Origin of the sequence: Billgrantia pellis, assembly GCF_008297955.1 — a bacterium.
In the GTDB taxonomy this organism is placed as follows: Bacteria; Pseudomonadota; Gammaproteobacteria; order Pseudomonadales; family Halomonadaceae; genus Halomonas; species Halomonas pellis.
Genome location: NZ_VTPY01000001.1, coordinates 392,521 through 410,667, shown reverse-complemented (window position 1 = coordinate 410,667; position 18,147 = coordinate 392,521). Strand labels below are relative to the sequence as shown.

20 protein-coding genes are annotated in these 18,147 nt (G+C 61.6%); 10 read left to right on the top strand and 10 right to left on the bottom strand.

Features of this window, described 5'->3' with window-relative positions; genetic code table 11:
- Positions 1 to 16: 16 nt before the first annotated feature.
- Positions 17 to 1,432 carry an amidase gene (locus F0A17_RS02045; protein ID WP_149326664.1) on the bottom strand — a complete coding sequence of 472 codons (1,416 nt, stop codon included), beginning with the start codon at positions 1,430 to 1,432 and terminating at the stop codon, positions 17 to 19.
- 272 nt (positions 1,433 to 1,704) lie between these two features.
- Complete coding sequence (locus tag F0A17_RS02040; protein WP_149326663.1) at positions 1,705 to 2,682, bottom strand: SDR family oxidoreductase; 978 nt, start codon at positions 2,680 to 2,682, stop codon at positions 1,705 to 1,707.
- Between the two features lie 347 nt (positions 2,683 to 3,029).
- Here F0A17_RS02040 and F0A17_RS02035 point away from each other — a divergent pair, with 347 nt between their 5' ends.
- From F0A17_RS02035 to F0A17_RS01995, 9 genes are all read left to right on the top strand, one after another.
- Positions 3,030 to 3,743 (top strand): GntR family transcriptional regulator, encoded by a 714-nt coding sequence (locus tag F0A17_RS02035; RefSeq protein ID WP_187774591.1) that lies wholly within the window; start codon positions 3,030 to 3,032, stop codon positions 3,741 to 3,743.
- Positions 3,744 to 3,765: 22 nt separating this feature from the next.
- A complete protein-coding gene (locus F0A17_RS02030; protein WP_149326662.1) occupies positions 3,766 to 4,983 on the top strand; it encodes a CaiB/BaiF CoA transferase family protein in 1,218 nt (405 codons plus the stop codon).
- 9 nt (positions 4,984 to 4,992) lie between these two features.
- Complete coding sequence (locus tag F0A17_RS02025; RefSeq protein WP_149326661.1) at positions 4,993 to 6,282, top strand: TRAP transporter large permease; 1,290 nt, start codon at positions 4,993 to 4,995, stop codon at positions 6,280 to 6,282.
- A 73-nt stretch (positions 6,283 to 6,355) separates the two neighbouring features.
- Positions 6,356 to 7,402, top strand: coding sequence for a TRAP transporter substrate-binding protein (locus tag F0A17_RS02020; protein WP_149326660.1), 1,047 nt, complete (start codon positions 6,356 to 6,358; stop codon positions 7,400 to 7,402).
- 10 nt (positions 7,403 to 7,412) lie between these two features.
- A complete protein-coding gene (locus F0A17_RS02015) occupies positions 7,413 to 7,949 on the top strand; it encodes a TRAP transporter small permease (protein ID WP_149326659.1) in 537 nt (178 codons plus the stop codon).
- A 73-nt stretch (positions 7,950 to 8,022) separates the two neighbouring features.
- Entirely contained in the window at positions 8,023 to 9,705 is a 1,683-nt protein-coding gene (locus F0A17_RS02010) for a methyl-accepting chemotaxis protein (RefSeq protein ID WP_228716772.1), read from the top strand.
- 768 nt (positions 9,706 to 10,473) lie between these two features.
- Positions 10,474 to 10,671, top strand: coding sequence for a hypothetical protein (locus F0A17_RS02005; RefSeq protein ID WP_149326658.1), 198 nt, complete (start codon positions 10,474 to 10,476; stop codon positions 10,669 to 10,671).
- Between the two features lie 935 nt (positions 10,672 to 11,606).
- Positions 11,607 to 12,035 carry a hypothetical protein gene (locus F0A17_RS02000; protein ID WP_149326657.1) on the top strand — a complete coding sequence of 143 codons (429 nt, stop codon included), beginning with the start codon at positions 11,607 to 11,609 and terminating at the stop codon, positions 12,033 to 12,035.
- 67 nt (positions 12,036 to 12,102) lie between these two features.
- Positions 12,103 to 12,228 (top strand): DUF4113 domain-containing protein, encoded by a 126-nt coding sequence (locus F0A17_RS01995; protein ID WP_149326656.1) that lies wholly within the window; start codon positions 12,103 to 12,105, stop codon positions 12,226 to 12,228.
- On the opposite strand, the gene F0A17_RS01990 is transcribed toward F0A17_RS01995, so the two are convergent.
- A complete protein-coding gene (locus F0A17_RS01990) occupies positions 12,225 to 12,881 on the bottom strand; it encodes an SOS response-associated peptidase (RefSeq protein ID WP_149326655.1) in 657 nt (218 codons plus the stop codon). The genes F0A17_RS01995 and F0A17_RS01990 overlap by 4 nt on opposite strands.
- 224 nt (positions 12,882 to 13,105) lie before the next feature.
- Between F0A17_RS01990 and F0A17_RS20535 the strand changes: the two genes are divergently transcribed.
- Positions 13,106 to 13,273, top strand: coding sequence for a hypothetical protein (locus F0A17_RS20535; RefSeq protein ID WP_187774590.1), 168 nt, complete (start codon positions 13,106 to 13,108; stop codon positions 13,271 to 13,273).
- Here F0A17_RS20535 and F0A17_RS01985 read toward each other — a convergent pair.
- The 7 genes from F0A17_RS01985 to F0A17_RS01955 all read right to left on the bottom strand — a co-directional run bounded on the left by F0A17_RS01985 (position 13,260) and on the right by F0A17_RS01955 (position 18,143).
- The gene (locus tag F0A17_RS01985; RefSeq protein ID WP_149326654.1) at positions 13,260 to 13,592 is read right to left on the bottom strand and encodes a hypothetical protein; all 333 of its coding nucleotides are present in this window, start codon (positions 13,590 to 13,592) and stop codon (positions 13,260 to 13,262) included. The genes F0A17_RS20535 and F0A17_RS01985 overlap by 14 nt on opposite strands.
- 2 nt (positions 13,593 to 13,594) lie before the next feature.
- The gene (locus tag F0A17_RS01980) at positions 13,595 to 13,930 is read right to left on the bottom strand and encodes a zinc ribbon domain-containing protein (RefSeq protein ID WP_149326653.1); all 336 of its coding nucleotides are present in this window, start codon (positions 13,928 to 13,930) and stop codon (positions 13,595 to 13,597) included.
- Positions 13,931 to 14,057: 127 nt separating this feature from the next.
- Entirely contained in the window at positions 14,058 to 15,083 is a 1,026-nt protein-coding gene (locus F0A17_RS01975) for a phage late control D family protein (RefSeq protein ID WP_149326652.1), read from the bottom strand.
- Positions 15,074 to 15,286 (bottom strand): tail protein X, encoded by a 213-nt coding sequence (locus F0A17_RS01970; protein ID WP_149326651.1) that lies wholly within the window; start codon positions 15,284 to 15,286, stop codon positions 15,074 to 15,076. Before F0A17_RS01970 ends, F0A17_RS01975 begins: the two co-directional genes overlap by 10 nt.
- Positions 15,261 to 15,668, bottom strand: coding sequence for a phage tail protein (locus tag F0A17_RS01965; RefSeq protein ID WP_149326650.1), 408 nt, complete (start codon positions 15,666 to 15,668; stop codon positions 15,261 to 15,263). The genes F0A17_RS01970 and F0A17_RS01965 overlap by 26 nt, the downstream gene beginning before the upstream one ends.
- Positions 15,661 to 17,715 (bottom strand): phage tail tape measure protein, encoded by a 2,055-nt coding sequence (locus F0A17_RS01960; RefSeq protein ID WP_149326649.1) that lies wholly within the window; start codon positions 17,713 to 17,715, stop codon positions 15,661 to 15,663. The genes F0A17_RS01965 and F0A17_RS01960 overlap by 8 nt, the downstream gene beginning before the upstream one ends.
- A 140-nt stretch (positions 17,716 to 17,855) precedes the next feature.
- Positions 17,856 to 18,143, bottom strand: a complete 288-nt coding sequence (locus tag F0A17_RS01955; protein WP_149326648.1) for a phage tail assembly protein — start codon at positions 18,141 to 18,143, stop codon at positions 17,856 to 17,858.
- Positions 18,144 to 18,147: the final 4 nt, after the last annotated feature.

The following is an 18,147-nucleotide window of genomic DNA, read 5'->3' as shown; positions in this document are numbered from 1 at the left end:
CACCGAGGAAGCGCTCTTAGCAGCGGCTCATTGAATCGGGCGCCTCGGGAAATCTCGGTGGGTAGGCCGTCATGTAGGCATGAGAGGCGCGTAGCACGCGCGTGTCGTCGTGCTTGCCACCGGCCAGTTGAAAGCCGACAGGCAAGCCATCCGCGGTGAAACCGCACGGTACCGACGCCGCCGGCTGATGGCTGAGGTTGAACGGGTAGGAGAACGGCGCCCACTCCTCCCAATCGCGCATTCCGCTTCCCGGCGGCACGTCATGCTGGAGCGCAAACGGCCGCACCGCCACCGAAGGCGTCATCAGCAAATGATAGCGTTGGTTGAAATGCTCGAGCTTTTCGGTGAGCCGGGCTCGCGCCTTCAATGCATAAAACATGTCCAGCGCACTCCACCGCTCCGCACGCTTGGCATCCTCTACCATGCCCGGATCGAGCAGGCGACGTTGGCGTTCGGAGTGCTCGCGATAGACGGCCAGCGATGCGGTGAACCAGAACATGCGGAAGGTGCGTATGGGCGACTCGAAGCCGGAATCTATCTCCTCCACCTCGGCGCCCAGCGCTGCCAGCCGACATGCCGCCTCACGCACGCACTCGGCAACGGCGGGCTCGACCCGAGCGTAACCCAGCGTCGGAGAAAAGGCGATGCGCAAGCCACGAACCCCCTTGTCCAGTTCCATTCCCCAATCGTCCGGTTGGCCGCGCAGCGCATAAGGGTCGCGATAATCGTAACGCCCCATCACATTGAGCATGCGCGCCGCATCGGGCACCGTGCGGGTCAGGGGCCCCAAGTGGGACAATGACGCCTCCTTCGAGCGGGGCCATTCGGGTGTCCAGCCGAAGGTCGGCTTGAATCCAAAGACACCGGTAAACGCTGCCGGGATGCGAATCGAACCGCCCGAATCCCCGCCCTGATGCAATACGCCCATGTTGAGCGCAGCCGCAACCGCCGCCCCTCCTGAGGAACCGCCCGGTGTCAGCCGAGTATCCCAGGGATTGGCGGTCGCACCGAAGACACGGTTATCGGTGATCGCCTTCCAGCCGAACTCCGGCGTATTGGTCTTGCCCAGGATGATCGCTCCAGCCTCGCGCAGCTGCTGCGCCGGCGGGGAGTCCCGCTCGCAGGGGGTATCGGGCACGGTAAGCGATCCCTTTCGTGCCGGCAGGCCGACCGATTCGGTAAGATCCTTCAACGAAACGGGCACGCCATCGATCGGGCTCAGCGGTCGCCCTTGCCGCCAACGACGCGTTGAGGCTTCCGCAGCGGCTCGGGCTCCCTCGTGGTCGACCCGCACATACGCATTCACGGCAGGGTTGAGACGATCGATACGCTCGAGCGCGGCGCGTGTCGCTTCCAATGGCGAAGCCTCTCCCGAGGCAAAGCGATCGTACAGCTGGCCCGCATCCATGGTGCCAAGATCGGTGTCGCTCACAGGAACCTCCCTTTCGAGTGAGTGCCCTCTTGATGGTGGGAAATGGCAGCCCAAAGACCCAATCGAGCCGTGCCGCAGGAATCGGCCCGAATCAAGGACGCCGACCTGATCCACAACATCGGCAGTATCATCATGTTCCGGGTTTCGGCCGCCTCTATCTTAAGGAACAGCGCCTGCTCGTCGACGTCATGCGCGACGGCCATCCCTGGCTGAGACAGCGTGCCATCGACGCCCTGGCCCAAGCCACCGAGCGGCTGCACGGAAGCCGATAATTACCTGCTCCCCCTTCGCTGCTTCACCCACCAGGCCCCGGCTATCGTGGCCGTCGCCACCGAGGCGGCAAGCCACCAGCCGACGCGATGCGCGTTGCGATCGCGATATCCCCCTTCGATTCGCCGCTCTCCGCTGGGCGGCGTAAAAAGATTACCCGAGGAAATCGGCGTCGGCCTTGCACGACGCAAAGCGGCACTTACCAGCCGAGCGTTGATCGCCGCATAGCCCGGTACCGCCTGAGCCAGGCGCGACAGCACGGCTGGCAGGCCGACGTAGACGCTATGGCGCGGGCGCTCGGCCAGGCCGACGATTGCCTCCGCCGTTCGCTGCGGATCGTAGACCGGCGGTACGGGTTCAACCTCGCGGCCGGTATAGTTGCCCCCGTCACGAAAGCCGGGCGTATCCATCACCGTGGGATAGACCCCGCAGACATGGATATTCGGCCAGGCATGCAGTTCGCCGCGCAGGCTCTCGGTAAACGCCCGCAAGCCGAACTTGGCCGCACTGTAGGCCGCCGCATAGGGCTGCGGTGCCCAGCCGCCCAGGGAGATGTTATGGATCAAGATACCGCTCCGTTGACGCTTGAAGTGGGGCAGCACGGCATGAGCGCCACGCACGCAGCCCAGCAGATCGGTTTGAATGACCTGTACATGCGCCTCGAGCGGCACTTCGTCGAAAGCGCCCAGAACGCCGATTCCGGCGTTGTTGACCCAGACATCGATGCGACCGGCGGCATCGATCGCGCTCCGTGCCAGTCGTTCCATGTCGTCCGGCTGGGCGACATCCGCCACTTCGATCCTGGCCTGCCCACCTAGCCGATGGCACGTTTCGGCCACATCATGCAGAGCATGGCGATCTCGAGCGGCAAGAAACAGCACCGCACCGCGTCGTGCGAACTCGTAGGCACAGGCCCGGCCGATACCGCTGGAGGCCCCCGTCAATACGACAACGGCCCCGTCCACATCATGTGATCGCATCCTGCCCTCCTTTGCCGACGATTATCCCAGCCTTTGCGACTCTCCCTCCCTACCTTAGCGACGCCCGGCAGGAAAAGCCCGGCAGCGCGGAAGCCAGTTTTGTATCGAAAGGTTTCCCAGGATGCCCGAACGACAAGGCAGCATCGCAGTGGGTTTAACCCCCACAAGAGGCAGTCGATCATGACGCCGCGTATCGCGCCAAGCGATAGCCGGTTCGGGGTCGTGCCCCCTACTTTCCGCTGGCCTGAACAAGCGCTCGAAATTGCATGCAATGTCCCACTAAAGTCTAACGACGCGGCGGGCATGAGCGAACTAACTTAATGATTGTATGCAATGTGAGATCGCCCATGGCGAAAGCGATCAATGCCAAACCGGCCCCTATCGTGCGAACGGCGACAGCCGAAGTGCACGACGAAATCAAGCAACGGATCCTGGACGGTCGATACCAGGCGCACGATTACATTCGTGAAAACCGCATCGCGCGAGAACTCGAGGTAAGCCGCACGCCAGTACGTGAAGCACTACGGGAACTGGTGTCGGAGGGCTGGCTCGAGGCGATCCCGCACCACGGGGCACGGGTGGCGGCCTGGACGGAGAAGGATGCTCGCGAGGTTTTCGAGCTGCGGCTGGTCCTGGAGCCCATGGCGGTGCGCTTGGCCAGCAAGCGCATGGACGCACAGCGGCTCGATCGTCTCGACGAACTCGCCACCCGCATGGAAGCACTCACCGATCAGATCGAGGGGAGACCCGGTGTGCGCAACGAGATCGCCCATCTCAATCATGTCTTCCATCGCGAGCTCATCCTCGCCAGCGATAATCAGCGCCTGGCCAGCGTGCTCGACAGCGTGGTTCGCACCTCGGTGATACGACGCAACTTCGGCAACTACGACGCCACCCATCTGCGCCGCAGCATGCGTCATCATCGCGAGATCCTGCAAGCCGTTGCCGCCGGCAGCCCGGAGTGGGCCGAGAGCGTGATGCGTGCCCACTTGCTGGCCGCCCAGGCACTTCACGTACGCTTCACCGATGCCCCGGCCCGGCCGGAGGCGTCTCACCACTGACGTCAGGAGGCAACCAACAACAATGACCCCACTCGTCGATCACACAGCGGCGCCTCTCACCGACATCAAGGTCCTCGAACTGGGCCAACTGATTGCCGGCCCCTACTGCGGCCAGGTGCTGGCCGACTTTGGCGCCCAGGTCATCAAGGTGGAGCCGCCGGGCAAGGGCGACGCCATGCGCCAGTGGGGCGAGGCGGACCGCGATACGGGCGAGCCGCTATGGTGGAACGTCATTGCCCGCAACAAGCAGTCGCTGACGCTGGACCTGCGCCAGCCGCGCGGCCAGTCGCTGCTACGCGAGCTGGCTCGCGTCGCCGATGTCGTCATCGAGAATTTCCGTCCCGGTACCATGGAGCGCTGGGGGCTCGGCTATGACGCACTGTCGCGCGACAACAGCGGGCTGGTGATGGTGCGTGTCACCGGCTTTGGCCAGGATGGGCCTTATGCTGCGCGTGCCGGGTTTGCCTCGGTCTGCGAAGCAATGGGCGGCCTGCGTTACGTCAGCGGTTACCCCGACCGCCCCCCGGTTCGCGTCGGGATCTCACTGGGCGATACCTTGGCGGGTCTGCATGCCGCACTGGGCACCCTGATAGCACTGCATCAGCGCGAGCGCACCGGTCGCGGCCAAGTGGTCGACAGCAGCATCTTCGAATCGGTGCTGGCGATGATGGAAAGCCTGGTCCCCGAGTACGCCCGGGCCGGTAAGGTGCGTGAGCGCAGTGGCAGCTTTCTGCCCAAGATCGCCCCGTCGAACGCCTACCCGGCCCGTGATGGCCGCGACGTCATCATCGGCGCCAACCAAGATACGGTGTTCCGTCGGCTCTGCAAGGCCATGGGACAGCCGGCCCTGGCCGACCACCCCGACTATGCCACCCATCGTGCACGCGGCGAAAACCAGCAGGCCATCGATGACCTCGTGGCGGCCTGGACGCGCCAACACGACGCCCAGCAGGTCGTCGACATCCTGGCCAAGGCCGGCGTGCCGGCGGGCCTGGTCTACCGCGCCCCGGACATGTTGGCCGACCCGCACTTCCTCGCCCGCGAGGCGATCGTCGAGGTACCCGACCGCCACGGCATGCCACTGCCGATGCAGAACGTCTTCCCACGCCTCTCACGCACACCGGGGACGATCCGCCACGTGGGGCCGGCGCTCGGCGAACATACCGACACGATCCTGGCCGACTGGCTCGGCTGCGACAGGGCCATCCTCGATGCGCTTCGACGCGACCAGGTCATCTAGGAGATGTCCATGGATCCCGTACTGGTAGTCCTCGCCCTGATCGCGATGATCGGGCTCGGCGTGCCGATCTTCCTGTCGCTGGGAGTCGCCGGTCTCATAGGACTGTACATGGCCCGCGGCTCACTGGCGTTCTTCTTCGCCCCCACGTCGCTGTTCGGCCAGCTCAACGTGTTCGAGATGGTCGCGCTTCCACTGTTCATCCTGATGGGGAGCCTGCTCGGCGCCACGCCGGTCGGCGCCAATCTGTTCCAGGCAGCGGTCCGCTGGCTCAACTGGCTGCGCGGCAGCCTGGCGATCTCCTCAGTGGGTGCCTCGGCGATGTTCGGCGCCGTGTCGGGCGTCAGCCTGGCGGGCGTGGCCGCAGTGGGCTCGATCGCCGTGCCACAGATGCTCGAGAGAGGCTACAGTCGCACCCTGGCTGCCGGCTCGGTAGTGACTGCCGGTGCGCTGGCGATGCTGATTCCGCCCAGCGTGCCGTTCATCATCTACGGCGCGGTTTCCAGCGTATCGGTGGCCGATCTGTTCATCGGCGGCATCATCCCAGGAATCGTGCTGACCCTGGCACTGTCGCTCTATATCTTCCTGCGTGTCACTTTCAACCCCGGGGAAGCTCCGATCGCCGAGCAGCGCTTCACCTGGCGAGAACGCTTCCATAGCCTGGGGCAGATCTGGCATGCCGCCCTGCTCGTGCTGGTGGTGCTGGGATCGATCTATACCGGCTTCGCCACTCCCAGCGAAGCGGCTGGCGTCGGGGCGCTCGGCGCTTTCTTCATCGCCGCGGCGGTCTTTCGCAGCCTGACCTGGGCCAAGCTGATTCGGATTCTCGGCACCACGGCACGAATCAGCGGCGCCATCCTGCTGATCATGGGTTGCGCCAAGATCTTCGGCGATTACCTCAACATGGTGCGCGTACCCCAGCTGCTCACCGAGGCTCTCACCACCAGCGGCCTTCCCGCCTGGGCCATCCTGCTGGCGGTCATGATGCTGCTGGTCCTCCTCGGCATGCTGGTCGACGCGGTATCGCTCATCGTGGTGACCACGCCGGTCCTGCTGCCGTTGGTCGAAGCGCTGGGCTACGATCCGCTGTGGTTCGGCATCGTTCTGGTACTCAACCTTGAGATCGCCGTGGTCACCCCGCCGGTGGGCCTGAACCTTTATGCCTTGCGTGGCGTGTGTCCGGACCTCTCCATCGAAGAGATCATTCGCAGTGCACTACCGTTCGTCGCCGTGCAGTTCCTGGTACTGATGCTGTTCGTGTTCTTCCCCAGCCTCAGCCTGTGGTTGCCGGGGCTCATGTAGTCCCGCAAGAACGCGGCTTCGGCCGCACCCAGCGACATCGCTCGCATGACAATAACAAGCAGGAGACAACGACATGACTCTCACACGCCGCCAGCTGCTCAAGTACGGCACCTTCGCCACCGCCGGCGCCGCCATGTTCGGCGGGCACCGTTTGTTCTCTCCCCGCGCCATGGCCGCCACGTCGCTGACCGGGGTGAACTACATCACGCCCTCCTACAAGGCGCTGAGCTACGGCTCCGATGGTTTCGTCACGTTCCTGGCCGACAACCACGCCGACGCCATCGACTTCGACTACCATCACTCCGGCCAACTGCTCACCGCCGACGAGCAGTTGCCGGCCCTGCGCGCCGGCAGCGTGGACTTCATGTTCCACACGCTTTCCTACATCACCCGCTCGCTGCCGATCCTCGGTATCACCGGCCTACCCGGCGTGGTCAACGAACTCTACCGTCATCCCGAGCGCCTCAAGCTCGGCAGTCCGCTGATGACATTGATCAACGAACAACTCGCCGAAGAGAACCTCTACATGCTCTGCTCCGGCGGCGGCGTCCTCGAGCCGGAGTACATCTGGAGCACCGAGGAGAATCCGATTCGAACGCTTGAGGACCTGCGCGGCAAGAAGGTCCGCGTGGTGGGCTACGAGGCCACCACCGCGCTGGAAAGCTACGATATTGGTGCCACCCGTATTCCCTCATCGGAAACTTACCAGGCCCTGCAGCGCGGTACCGTGGACGCCGGCATCTTCAATATTTCCACCATCGTCGGACGCAGCCTGCACGAGCAACTGGCGGTCTGCTACAAGCTGCCCGTCACGGGCTTCACGGTGGCACCGTTCATGCTCCGTGACCGCTGGGACAGCCTCGACAGCGAGGTGCGCACCGCGCTGGAAGAGGCCGCTCAGTGGTACGACGAGAACTTCATCGAGCACTGCAACGAGGACATCTACCCCAACGAGTACTGGCCGATGATGGAAGAGGCCGGCATCGAAGTCATCGAACCTTCCGAGGAGGACTTGGCCGCTTTCAACGATGCCACCGAAGCGGTATGGGAGCACTGGAAGGGCGAAGTCGGCGGGGAGGTTGGCGAACGCGCCATTGCTCTGGCGCTCGGCGAAGCCTGAGGAGAGTGTCATGTCCCGCAACGTCATGCGCGGGTGGGACGGCCTGATGGCCGTCCTTCGCGGCGCCTCGATCGTGGTACTTGTCTTCATGGCGCTGACTATCTGCTATGACGCCGTGATGCGCCACGTGTTCTCGGCCCCGACCAGCTGGAGCCTGGAGGTCAACTCCTTCCTGCTGGTCTATCTCGCCGTCATGGGCGCGGCCGAGGCCCAGCGGCACGACGCCCATATCCGTATCGAGTTCTTCGCCCACAAGCTGCCGTTGCGCGCCCAGGCCCTGGTCGGCGTGATCACGGGCCTGCTTGGCGCCATCTTCAGCTTCGTCATGGTATGGCGCGGCGGCATCATGGCGTGGCAGGCCTTCGAGTACGGCGAGCGTGTTTCCAGTGCACTGGGCACCCCGACCGTCATCCCCTACGCCACGCTACCCATCGGCTTCGGCCTGCTGGGCCTGCAGTTCCTGCTCGACACCTGGCGGGCGGGAAGGCGCTGCCTGCACCCCGAGGCGAGCCCCCAGCCTTCGAAAGAAGTGCCCGGCGATGTCTAAGCCTTATGTAGACTTAAGTTCTAGATACCAAGGCCGATAAAGGGATCTCAATCCCTTTCAGCGGTACTGGAACATGCTCTCACGCGTCAAAATTGGTACTAGGCTCGCCATCGCCTTCGGCAGCGTGTCTCTGCTACTTTTAAGCATCTTCGGCGCAGGAATGCTTGGGCTTAAATCCATCAACACAACGACAACTAACACTTTGGAAAGAGATGTGGCACTTGCCTCAAACTCTGCGCTAGTGCAAAAACTTTCCTTACAACTCCGCCGCTATGAAAAAGACGCTTTTATAAACATCAGCGACCAAGAAAAGCGAGAAGCTTATTACGACAAATGGCATTCCACACACGGTAGACTTGGGGAAGTTTTACTAAACGGCTCCTCTTTGACGGAGTCGGAAAACATACGTGCGCTTTACACTGAAGCTGGCAACGCCTTAAACAGCTATGCCGACGGATTCAACAGTGTCTATGACAATATACAAATCGGCAGACTTAGCGACACGACAAGCGCGAATAATGCTTTCAGCGAATACAAACAGGAAATTTACCACCTGGAAGAGATGGCTGAACAGATAGAACAAGCCGTGTTATCCAGGGTGGAAGCAGCCAATCAGGACATCAGCAATCAATATCAGTTTGCGAGCAAGTCATTAGTGACCTTTTCTGCAATTTCTCTCTTGCTGGCTGTTTTCTTGGCTTATGCTATTACCCGCAGCATCGTGAACCCCCTGCAACGCGCAGTAGGAGTAGCTCAGCGAGTCGCCGATGGCGATTTGACATCGAAGGTCGTTATAAAAGGATCGGATGAGATATCCTTGCTTTTGTCGACCCTGAACATTATGCAAAATAACCTTAGCGACTTAGTTAGCTCTCTGCGTAGCAGTAGTAAGAACGTTTATATTGGATCGAATGAAATCGCGGTCGGTAGCCAAGACCTTTCTTCGCGTACCGAGGAACAGGCCTCCTCTTTGCAGGAAACCGCTTCCAGCATGGAGCAATTGGCTTCTACCGTCCGTCAAAATACGGATACTGCGAGCGAAGCGGATCGGCTTTCTTCCAATGCCGCCGATACAGCAGAAGCCGGTAGTCAAGATGTCCTGCGCACCATTGAACTTATGCGGGATATAGCAGTAAGCTCAAGCAAGATCAATGAGTTTGTTGAGGTCATCGACGCCATTTCCTTTCAAACTAATATCCTTGCTCTGAACGCTTCCGTTGAAGCAGCCCGAGCTGGCGAACAGGGTCGAGGATTTGCAGTCGTTGCCAATGAGGTTCGCTCCTTGGCTAGCCGAAGTGCGGCTTCTGCAAAAGAGATCCGCGCTGTAGTAGAATCGACGACTGTCCAAATTGCCAATGGATCCGAGCAAGCTACGCGCAGCGGAAAAACCATTACCCAGACGGTCGAGTCGATTCGCCAGGTTTCGAACTTGATGAAGGAAATCGCTATCGCAACTCGCGAGCAAAACAGTGGCATTGATCAAATCAATACCGCTATCACTGCCATGGATTCCATAACCCAGCAGAATGCCTCCCTAGTCGAGCAGACCAGCGCTGCCGCTGCTTCTCTCGAGATTCAGGCAAAACAACTTACTGAACTAGTTGCCAGGTTCCGCACGGATGATAAAGAAGAAATTCCCCATTCGTCTCAACGAGATGTAAGCGAGGATAGACAACTGCTTTTTCTTACTCGTTCAGTATCATCTTTAGATTCGGGTCGGTCCGAGAAAATGGAATGGAATGAGTATGAAAGCTAGCAAGCATGCGTCAAGCAACGCTGCCCAGCGAATCACTTCCGGCCACCGTTGCGCCGACATCGTTAGGCTAATAAGCCAGAGGTATCTCTCCTTTTCAAGTGTGCCCGGGCGATGACAAGTTACCGCCCGCCCGCGCCACCCCTTAGCGAGTGACGCGCAATGGTAGAGCGGCACCAGCGCCAGTTTCCCTTTCCTATCAGCGCACTAGGAGCCGGCATGCCTGATGAATCGAGTGATTGGCTAACGGAGCGGAGCCCTAGCCGTTGAGCGCTCCATAGCGCTCGGTGTGCGGTAATTCGCCGATGTCAGCTCATGCGAGAGAGGCCCCGACGGCTTGGTCGAAGCCTCTCTTGCGCATCCCTCGTGCACCGATCCTTGGCATACCTCTCCATGGCACGCCCTCAGCATGTCATGATTGAGATCAGGCGGAACAGATGAATACTGTAGGCCGTTGTCTCTCCGCTTTGTGCGAGATCGCTTACAGCGCGGGCGACCTGTCGTTTCGACACTGGATACATCAGCATCTCGACACAGAGCAACCCACCATGGCAAGGCATCGCCGTGCGCTACGGCGTACGCACGTCACAAGCAGATTGTACTCGAACGTCAGCCTGGGGAGAGCGGGCCGAGCGGCTGCGCTGCGTCAACCTTACCCAGCGATACCCCACACGATGGGATGAGCTACCCAGCTTACCCGTGGGAAGACGATTCCCCCACAGTGCGGTTCTGCACTACGCTCGACAGTAAGTGGCAACAATGGAGGGCGACATGGACAAGGCCGTCATCGATGTGATCCGAAAAAACGAGCAGTTACCTGATTCTATGACTGACGAGGAAATAGCTAAGGAGTACAAGGGGACATACACCGCCGCGAGGGCCGCGGTCAGCTTGCACCATAAACCGCTCGACCAGGTGCTCGCGGATGCCATGGGGCGGGTATTTCCTTTCATGCGAAAGAAGAAATGACGAGTTCTTGTCGTGCGACGCGATGAGCAGACCGTTGCATAAAAGAAGGCCCGGCATACAGCCGGGCCTTCGAACAGCGCTTCCTTGCTAGCCATTCCACTGACATCCTGTCGGCGCATCCCTGGTTCCTCGAGCGTCCTGCTCGTTTTCCTCAAGAGCTTTCCTTTGCTCTAGACCTACAATGTCACTTCCCGTTGCCCACCGACATAACCTGTGTTACGTGCTGTGTAAGAGATTGACCACTCGTAACGTAAGATATTGGCTACTGCTAGAGCGTGTCGAAATAAAAAGCCCGGCCATTGCTGGCCGGGCGGTGCGATGAGACGCGTACTTAAGGCGAACACAGCAAAGGAACGCATGGTTAGGCGACTCGTTATTAAACATACATCAGCTAACTAACGATTTAAATGGCTGTTTATGCGGGATTGTGCAACCAGGCTTCACCGGCGCCAGCGGGCTGGTTGACTCGTGGACTCACCGGCCAATGCGTAATCAGCCCAGCGTCGAGATGACGAACCACAGTCAGGATGGTCTCGCGGTCCGTCAAGGGGCGCGGATGGCTTGGGCGCCGCCGCGGGCGGGGTCGGTGGTGATGGCGCAGCTCGGGCGGCCATCCAGGAGTAAGGGAAGCGCTGCTGGGCAGTGCCTGAAAGCGGAGGAATTTTGCGACTTTTTTACGACACAACGAAAAACCCGCCTGGCGCGATGCGCCAAGCGGCTGATTCTTCAAAACGTGTTGGTGGAGCCTAGCGGGATCGAACCGCTGACCTCAACACTGCCAGTGTTGCATAGCCGTTCTCCTAAGGCATTGCCATCCAAGGGGAAACCACCTATCAAACTGGAGGCATATACAGCATATACGCTCCGCGTGGTTGCTGGCGTTCCGGCTGGGTTTTACGGCAGTATGAACGCAATCTAATCAGGCGAGGCACAACATGGAACCCACTGGCGCCACAGATCCTTTCCTCATGTCGGCGATGGATATGGCTTGGCCTCTCCTCACAGCTGTAGTGGGTGGGATAATAGGCGGGGGGATAGGCTGGAAAGGAGCCCTGGCCAACTCAAAAAGGCAGGAATACAACGTTGCCACTCAGGCAGTACGTGAAGGCCTCGAGGCGTTTCTCGCTGCCCCAACGGACTTAGGCCTTCACAAGTGCCCAAGGGATCCAGAGCTCACCAAAATGCTGGCGAACCTGGCAAATCGTGACAGAAGGCGGATAACCCCTGCAGTAGACCACTATCGCAGCGCTCTCGAGCCTATGATGAAGCATGATGAATGGGCAGTGCGCCAGCATAGTCCAGAGGACCTTCAGAACTTCATAGCCGCGGCAAAAAACCTCCGCTCCAAGGTTGAGGTGAGATGAAAAAGCTCTACTCAATGGTAGAGCTGCACCAACGCCGTTTCCCCTTCCGCATCAGCCCCCTGGAGAGATGGGGCGAGATACCGTGCGCCTGGGTGTGCCGCGAGAAGGCAATGCCTGGACGCTGCGCTGCGAGCGACGGACGCCGCGGTATACGACCCGATGGGATGAGTTGCTGACGGTGAAAGCACGCTAGGCGGGGTTGACGAGCTCGGAGCCTTGGCCCTCTGCGGGCTTATTGACTGAACGACTGACAGGCCAGTGTTCGATCAGGTCAGCATTGATGTGACGCACAACGTTGCGGATCGTCTCTCTGTCGGTCAGATCAGGATCTAGCCACGGCTCGACGCTTGCCGTATCAAGAATCAAAGGCATCCGATCGTGAACTTCTGCCGCAGCTCCCCGGGCCGGTTCAGTGAGAATCGCGCAGCCCAAACTGCCGTCCTCCCGCTCGGCATAGATGCCTGCGAAAGCGAAGGGCTCGCGGTCGGTGCGTGTCAGGAAGTGAGGCTGTTTACCGGTCTCGGTAGAGATCCATTCGAACCAGCCATCGGCGGGTATCAGGCATCGGTGACGGGAGAAAGCGTTCTTGAAGTAGCCGGACGTGGCCACGGTCTCGACGCGGGCGTTGATTGGCTGCGCCGCCTTGCCCTTCGCCCACTTCGGCCTATACCCCCACCAGAGTTCGAGCTGCTCGGGCGGATGATCGGGAACTGTCTGGCGTATCCCAGTGATCCATGTGCCGGGGGCGACATTATAGCGAGGCATGCGGTCGTGCAGCTCTAGCGAGAGGCGCAGAGCTTTCGAAAGCGCGGGAGGGTTGCTGTAGATCGCGTATCGTCCACACATGGTGGAAGTGTAGCTGAGACTTGAGGGGAGCGAGCCCCATTCGCCTTCCCTGGCGAGGGGTGGTCTGCACCAGTGCCGCCTGCATTCGTCCCTGGCAGCTTCGCTGACTGCGCATCCAGGCGACACCTCCATATCTTGACGCAACCTCCGATCCGGCCCCATGCGCCATCTCGCAAAGTCTTGTAAGCTTGAGCCCATATCGGCTTGGCGCCTAAGGAGCCAGCATGCGACAGAAAATGACCGACACTGAGCTACTCGCGAAGCTGAAGGCCAAGCCCTACAGCAGCCTATGCCGTGAGGCCGCCCGCCGCCTTGAAGAGCTGCTCGCCAATGAAAAGGGCGCCACCGAGGCGCCCGATCGAGACCTGCCGGCAGACTTCAATCGAAGCTGAATTGCCCTCGGTTCTGCCCCGCCGATACTTCCATCTGCACGCAGCCCTGCAGGGTGCTGTAGCTGCCTGGGCTGGCAAACGACGCGATTTCATCGCAGTGCCGCTGGATGTTGCCAGGCAGACTTGCCCATTGACCTTTCAGCCCGTCGTAGGCTGACTGCTCCATCTGAATGCAGCCGTTGTAGGTCATGTTGCTGAATTCGCCCCCGAAGCTGGCGATCTCTTCGCAGTGTGCCTCGACATCGTATCGGGGCATCTCCTGGGCACTGGCAGCGAACGGCAGCGCCAGCAATGCCAAGACCATCAGAGCTCGAAACATGGTCAGGCCTCCTTCGGCCGCGTGAACAGCACCAGCAGGCCGAGGATGATGTCGCCGAGCGCCCAAGTTGTCACGATCATGCCCATACCCAGGGCACTACCAATCGCTGCGCCCGCTTGCTCATACTCGTTCTGTGAGGACTGCATTGCCTCGCCCATTATGCCGAACGAGGAGAACAGCCAGACGGCCATAAGCACGTTGAATAAAATGAAGCTCCACTTGAAAAGCGTGCCGAACAGGCCACGTTTCGCTTTGCGCAGCCGATGACCGCACTGACTGCATTTGAAAGCCGAGTCACTTACCTGATGGTTGCACTCGGGGCATGCTACTAGCGCCATAATCCCTGCTCCTTGCCTGCGTTTTCTTAGGTTGCAACCTAAGCATATTCACTCGGTAACGTGATCGCTACTGAGCGCAACGTATTACGACAAAGTCTCACAGATGGATGGCGAATTTCCTACAACGTCAGGAGCCGGGCAGCTCCGCCTGCACCCGGCAGGAGTAACCGTCGGCGTCGAGGCGGTGCTCCACCTGGGTGATCAGCCATTCACCGTCGGCCCCTTCCCGGAAGCCCTGGAGCTTGAGGCGGCCCTCTGCCATCAAGCGCGGGTCGCCGGGGAGTGAGATGTCGAGGCGCTGCTCTCCACGCTGGCTGCGGCGCCATTCGGCCTGAGCGGCCGCCATGGCGCTCTCGGCGTCAGGGAATACCGTGCCCAGCCGGTTGATCGGTTCGTCCTGCCCCACCGTCACGTCCACCGTTTCGCCCTCTTCCGTGTCCCGCCACTGCGCGGTGACGCTGCCGGCGGCGCGGCGCTTCGCGAGTTGCATGCGGCCGGTCGAAACCATGTCTGGGGTGATCGGGACGGTAGGTAGTTGGGGCTCGTCAGGCGATGCCGCCCTCGACGCGCCGCGGCGCGCAAGCACAAGACGTCCGGCGGCCGGCTTGGCGATCCCGTCATACTGCTGCGCCAGGCGCGTCAGCAGGTTCATGTCTGATTCGTTGATCTGGTCGACATGCGGCAGTGCGATGCTGGCCATGGCCTGCTGAACCACAGCCTCGAGGCTATGTTCCTGGGCGATGGTGCGCGTCATGTCGCCGAGCAGCGTGCCGGCATTCCAGCTGCGGGTCTTCTTGGTCTGGAGCATCAGGCGGTTGCTGCCTTGTCCTGATTCGCTCTTGGCCAGTGGCGCGGCCTTGGCCACGATGCGCACCTGGTTGGGCGGCCAAGTGAGCTCGACGCTATCGACGACATAGGTTCCGAGGCTCTCGGCGGCATCGTCATACCCCAGCCAGCATTCCAGCTCGGCGCCAGCCGCCGGCAACGCGATCGGCGCTGTGGGGTCATGGTCGGCCAGCACCAAAGAAAGTTCGTCGCTATCCTGCCCGGCCCGGTCGACGATACGCAAGGAGACGAACCGCTCGCGGATCGCGGCCGTGATGTCGTCCTGGTTAGCCGTAAGCCGGAAGGTCGGCGCAATGGTTATCCCCACAGCCGAACCCTCCTGCTAATGGCCGGTTGCGGATCATCTGGCAGGGAGATCAGGAGGCCCGCCGGCAGCATGAGGCCTTCGTCCGCTAGGCCGCAATTGGCATCGAGCACCCGCTCGACTAGCCCGGGCGAGATCCGTCCATAGGCGCGCCAGCAAATCCAGTCGACGGTATCGCCGTCACGTGTCCGATACTTGCGGGCCATCGTCGAAGAACTCCATCTGCAGGGTGAATTGCTGACGGCGAGGTACGCCCGCTGGGGCGAAGATGTCGGCCTGCTCCTCGACGCTTTCAACGGCCCACCGGCCATGTATGTAGCCGTTGCCATCGACCAGCATCATCGGCTTTCCCTGGGCGGCCTGGGCCCGCATTTCACGGATTTGTCCCGCACCACCGCGCCAGCCCGGATAGATCTTCCCGGTCAGGGTGATCTGGTCCCCGCCGTAGCCGGTAAACTGCAGAGCGTCATGCGTGCCGACGCGAGACTGCCGGCTCCAGCGGTAGCGCGTGACCCGCATGAGCTGCTGATAGGCAGCGGTATCGATGCTGAACGAGAATTCGCCCAGCCGCATCATGACCTCAGCCATCGTAAAGGGCTCCCTGCTGGCGGGCGTTCAGCTCCTCTATGACCATGTCGGTGATGCGTCGGGCATAGGAGGCATCGGCCTCGCCCTCGCGCCGGGTCACGTGGAGCGTCAGGTTGTTGGTGATGTTGTTAACCACCTCGCGTGCTCGCTCGGTGGCTGTGCGCTGCTCGGCCAGGCGAGGGCGTTCTGGGCCAAGGTTGGGCGCCGTACGCTCGACGGTGGCTTCGCTTTCTGCTTCCCTGCGTTCACGGTTCGTAGTGAGCCCCAGGGCGCCGGCATTCCCCCCGCCAAGCTGGGCGCGGATCTCGTCGGCATCGTCATCCTCGCCCCAGGTGATCCAGCCCTTGACCTTGTTGAAGGCATCGCCCACCCATTCCAGCTTGCCGACCATCCAGTCGATGGCGCGCGCGGCGCGCTCGGTGATGCCATCCCAGAGGCCGCCAAACCACTCGGCCAGACCGCCCCAGGCGTTGGAGATGGTTTCGAGCGGCGACCAGGAGAGCTTCGCCGCCATCCAATCCCACGCGGCGCCCGCCATGTCCCTGGCCAAGCCGACGATCTCGCCGACCTTGGTCGCCATCGGCGCCCAGGCGCGAACGATCAAGCCCAGCGGCGACCAACTCACGATGGTCTTAAGCCCTTCCCATGCAACACTGGCGACCCACTTGATGCCATCCCACAGCTTTCCGAACCATGGGCCGATCCAGTCCCAGTTGCGATAGATCACGTACGCAGCGCCAGCGATGACGCCGACGGCAATTCCGATCGGGTTGGCCATGAGCGCCGCGCCGATGGCCTTGATGCCACCGACCACTACCGGGAAGGTGCCGGCGAGGGACCAGAGCGCCATGCCCGCCTTTCCGATGGCGAGGCCGAAGGACACGACCGAGACGATGGCCTTGCTGGCGAAGATCCCGCCGACGATCATCGCCAGGTTGTCGAAGCCGCCGACCAGCTGGGCGGTGCGGTTGACTGCAGTGCCGACGGTGGAAACGACCGTGCCGATGCCACTGGCCAGCTCGCCGATAATGGGCACCGCCTGACGCAGCCGATCGGCAAACAACGTAGACCACTGGCGCACCTGGTCCCGGTTTTCCGCAAGCCAGCCGGTGAACTGGCCCATCATGTCGGCGACTACCGGCATCAGCTCGGAGCCGACGATATTCTTGAGTCCCGCCAGGCTCAGGCGTGTATCCAGCAAGGTGTCCTGAAAAACTTCGGCGTCGCGGGCTGCCTTCTCGCTGAGGATGTAGCCGGTGCGGGCAGCGTCGTCCGCGTACTGCCGCAGGGCTGCAGAGCCACCGCGCAGCACATTGAGCATGCCCTCTCCCTCGTTGCCGAACAGGGCGGAGGCATAGGCCAGCTTGTCGGTGTGGTTCTCCACGTCCTCCAAGCGATCCGCCACCAAGGCCAGGGCCTCGTCGGGGCTCATTGAGGCGAGCTGTTCCGCTGACAGCCCCAGCTCGTCATAGGCCCTCTTCGCGGCACCGGTACCTTGGGCAGCACGCCCCAAGCGACGGGTGAAGCGGTTCACGGCACTGTCGAGGGAACCTACCGCCATGCCGCCCCGCTCACCGGCGTAGCGCAGCTCCTGGAGCTCACGCACGCCGATGCCGATCTTGTCTGCCTGCTTGGCGACGTTGTCGCCGAGCTGAGAGGTGCTGTTGGCTACCGCGAAGATGCTGCCTGCCGCGGCGGTGCCGAGCATGGCGGTGCGACGCGCCAGGCGCCCCACCTCGGTGGTCATGGTGCGGAACTTGCCGCCAACGTCGGCAGCCGCCAGACGATTCAGCGCTTCCTGGCGGCGACGTAAGCGGTCGATCTCGTCGGATAGCTGGGCATAGCGACGGCGCAGCGGGTCGATGTTCATGCCCGCGCGGCCCATGCTCTCCATCTCGCGCGACAGCCGGCGCTGCTGGCTCTCGGCGTTGCGGATGGCGCCGCCGACCTCAGCCAGCTGCCCTTTGGTGTCGGTGAGACCCTTGGTGAGCGAGCGGGCGACTGTGCCGCCGATGGTGATCTGGGCATTGAGCCTACGGTTCGACATGCGCCCTCTCTACCCTTCTCGCTTGGGCAGGCCCTCGACCCACCATAGGAACCGGCTTACCCGCATGGTGCTGATCTCAGCCAGCGACCAGCCGGTATGGGATGACAGCGCCAGCACCAGCCGGCGCGCGTCAGTGCCGGTCAGTCCAAAAAACCGGCGTAGGCCTCCTGGAGGCGCTTGTAGCTCTTGAGGTTCAGCTTGCGGATGTCGGACGGCGCCACTTCGCAGAGGTTGGCGAACATGGTGACTTCGCGCACCGCATCCGAGCCTTTCATCTCGTCGTGAACGATCTGGTCCTCGACAGTGGGCTCGCGCATGCGCAGCGTGCCCTGCTCAACGCCGTTCTCGAGCGTGATGGGGCGCGCCAGCGTGATGTCGCAATAGCCCTGGTCGTCGTGGCGGAGGTAATCGGGAGTCTTGTTGCTCATGGGG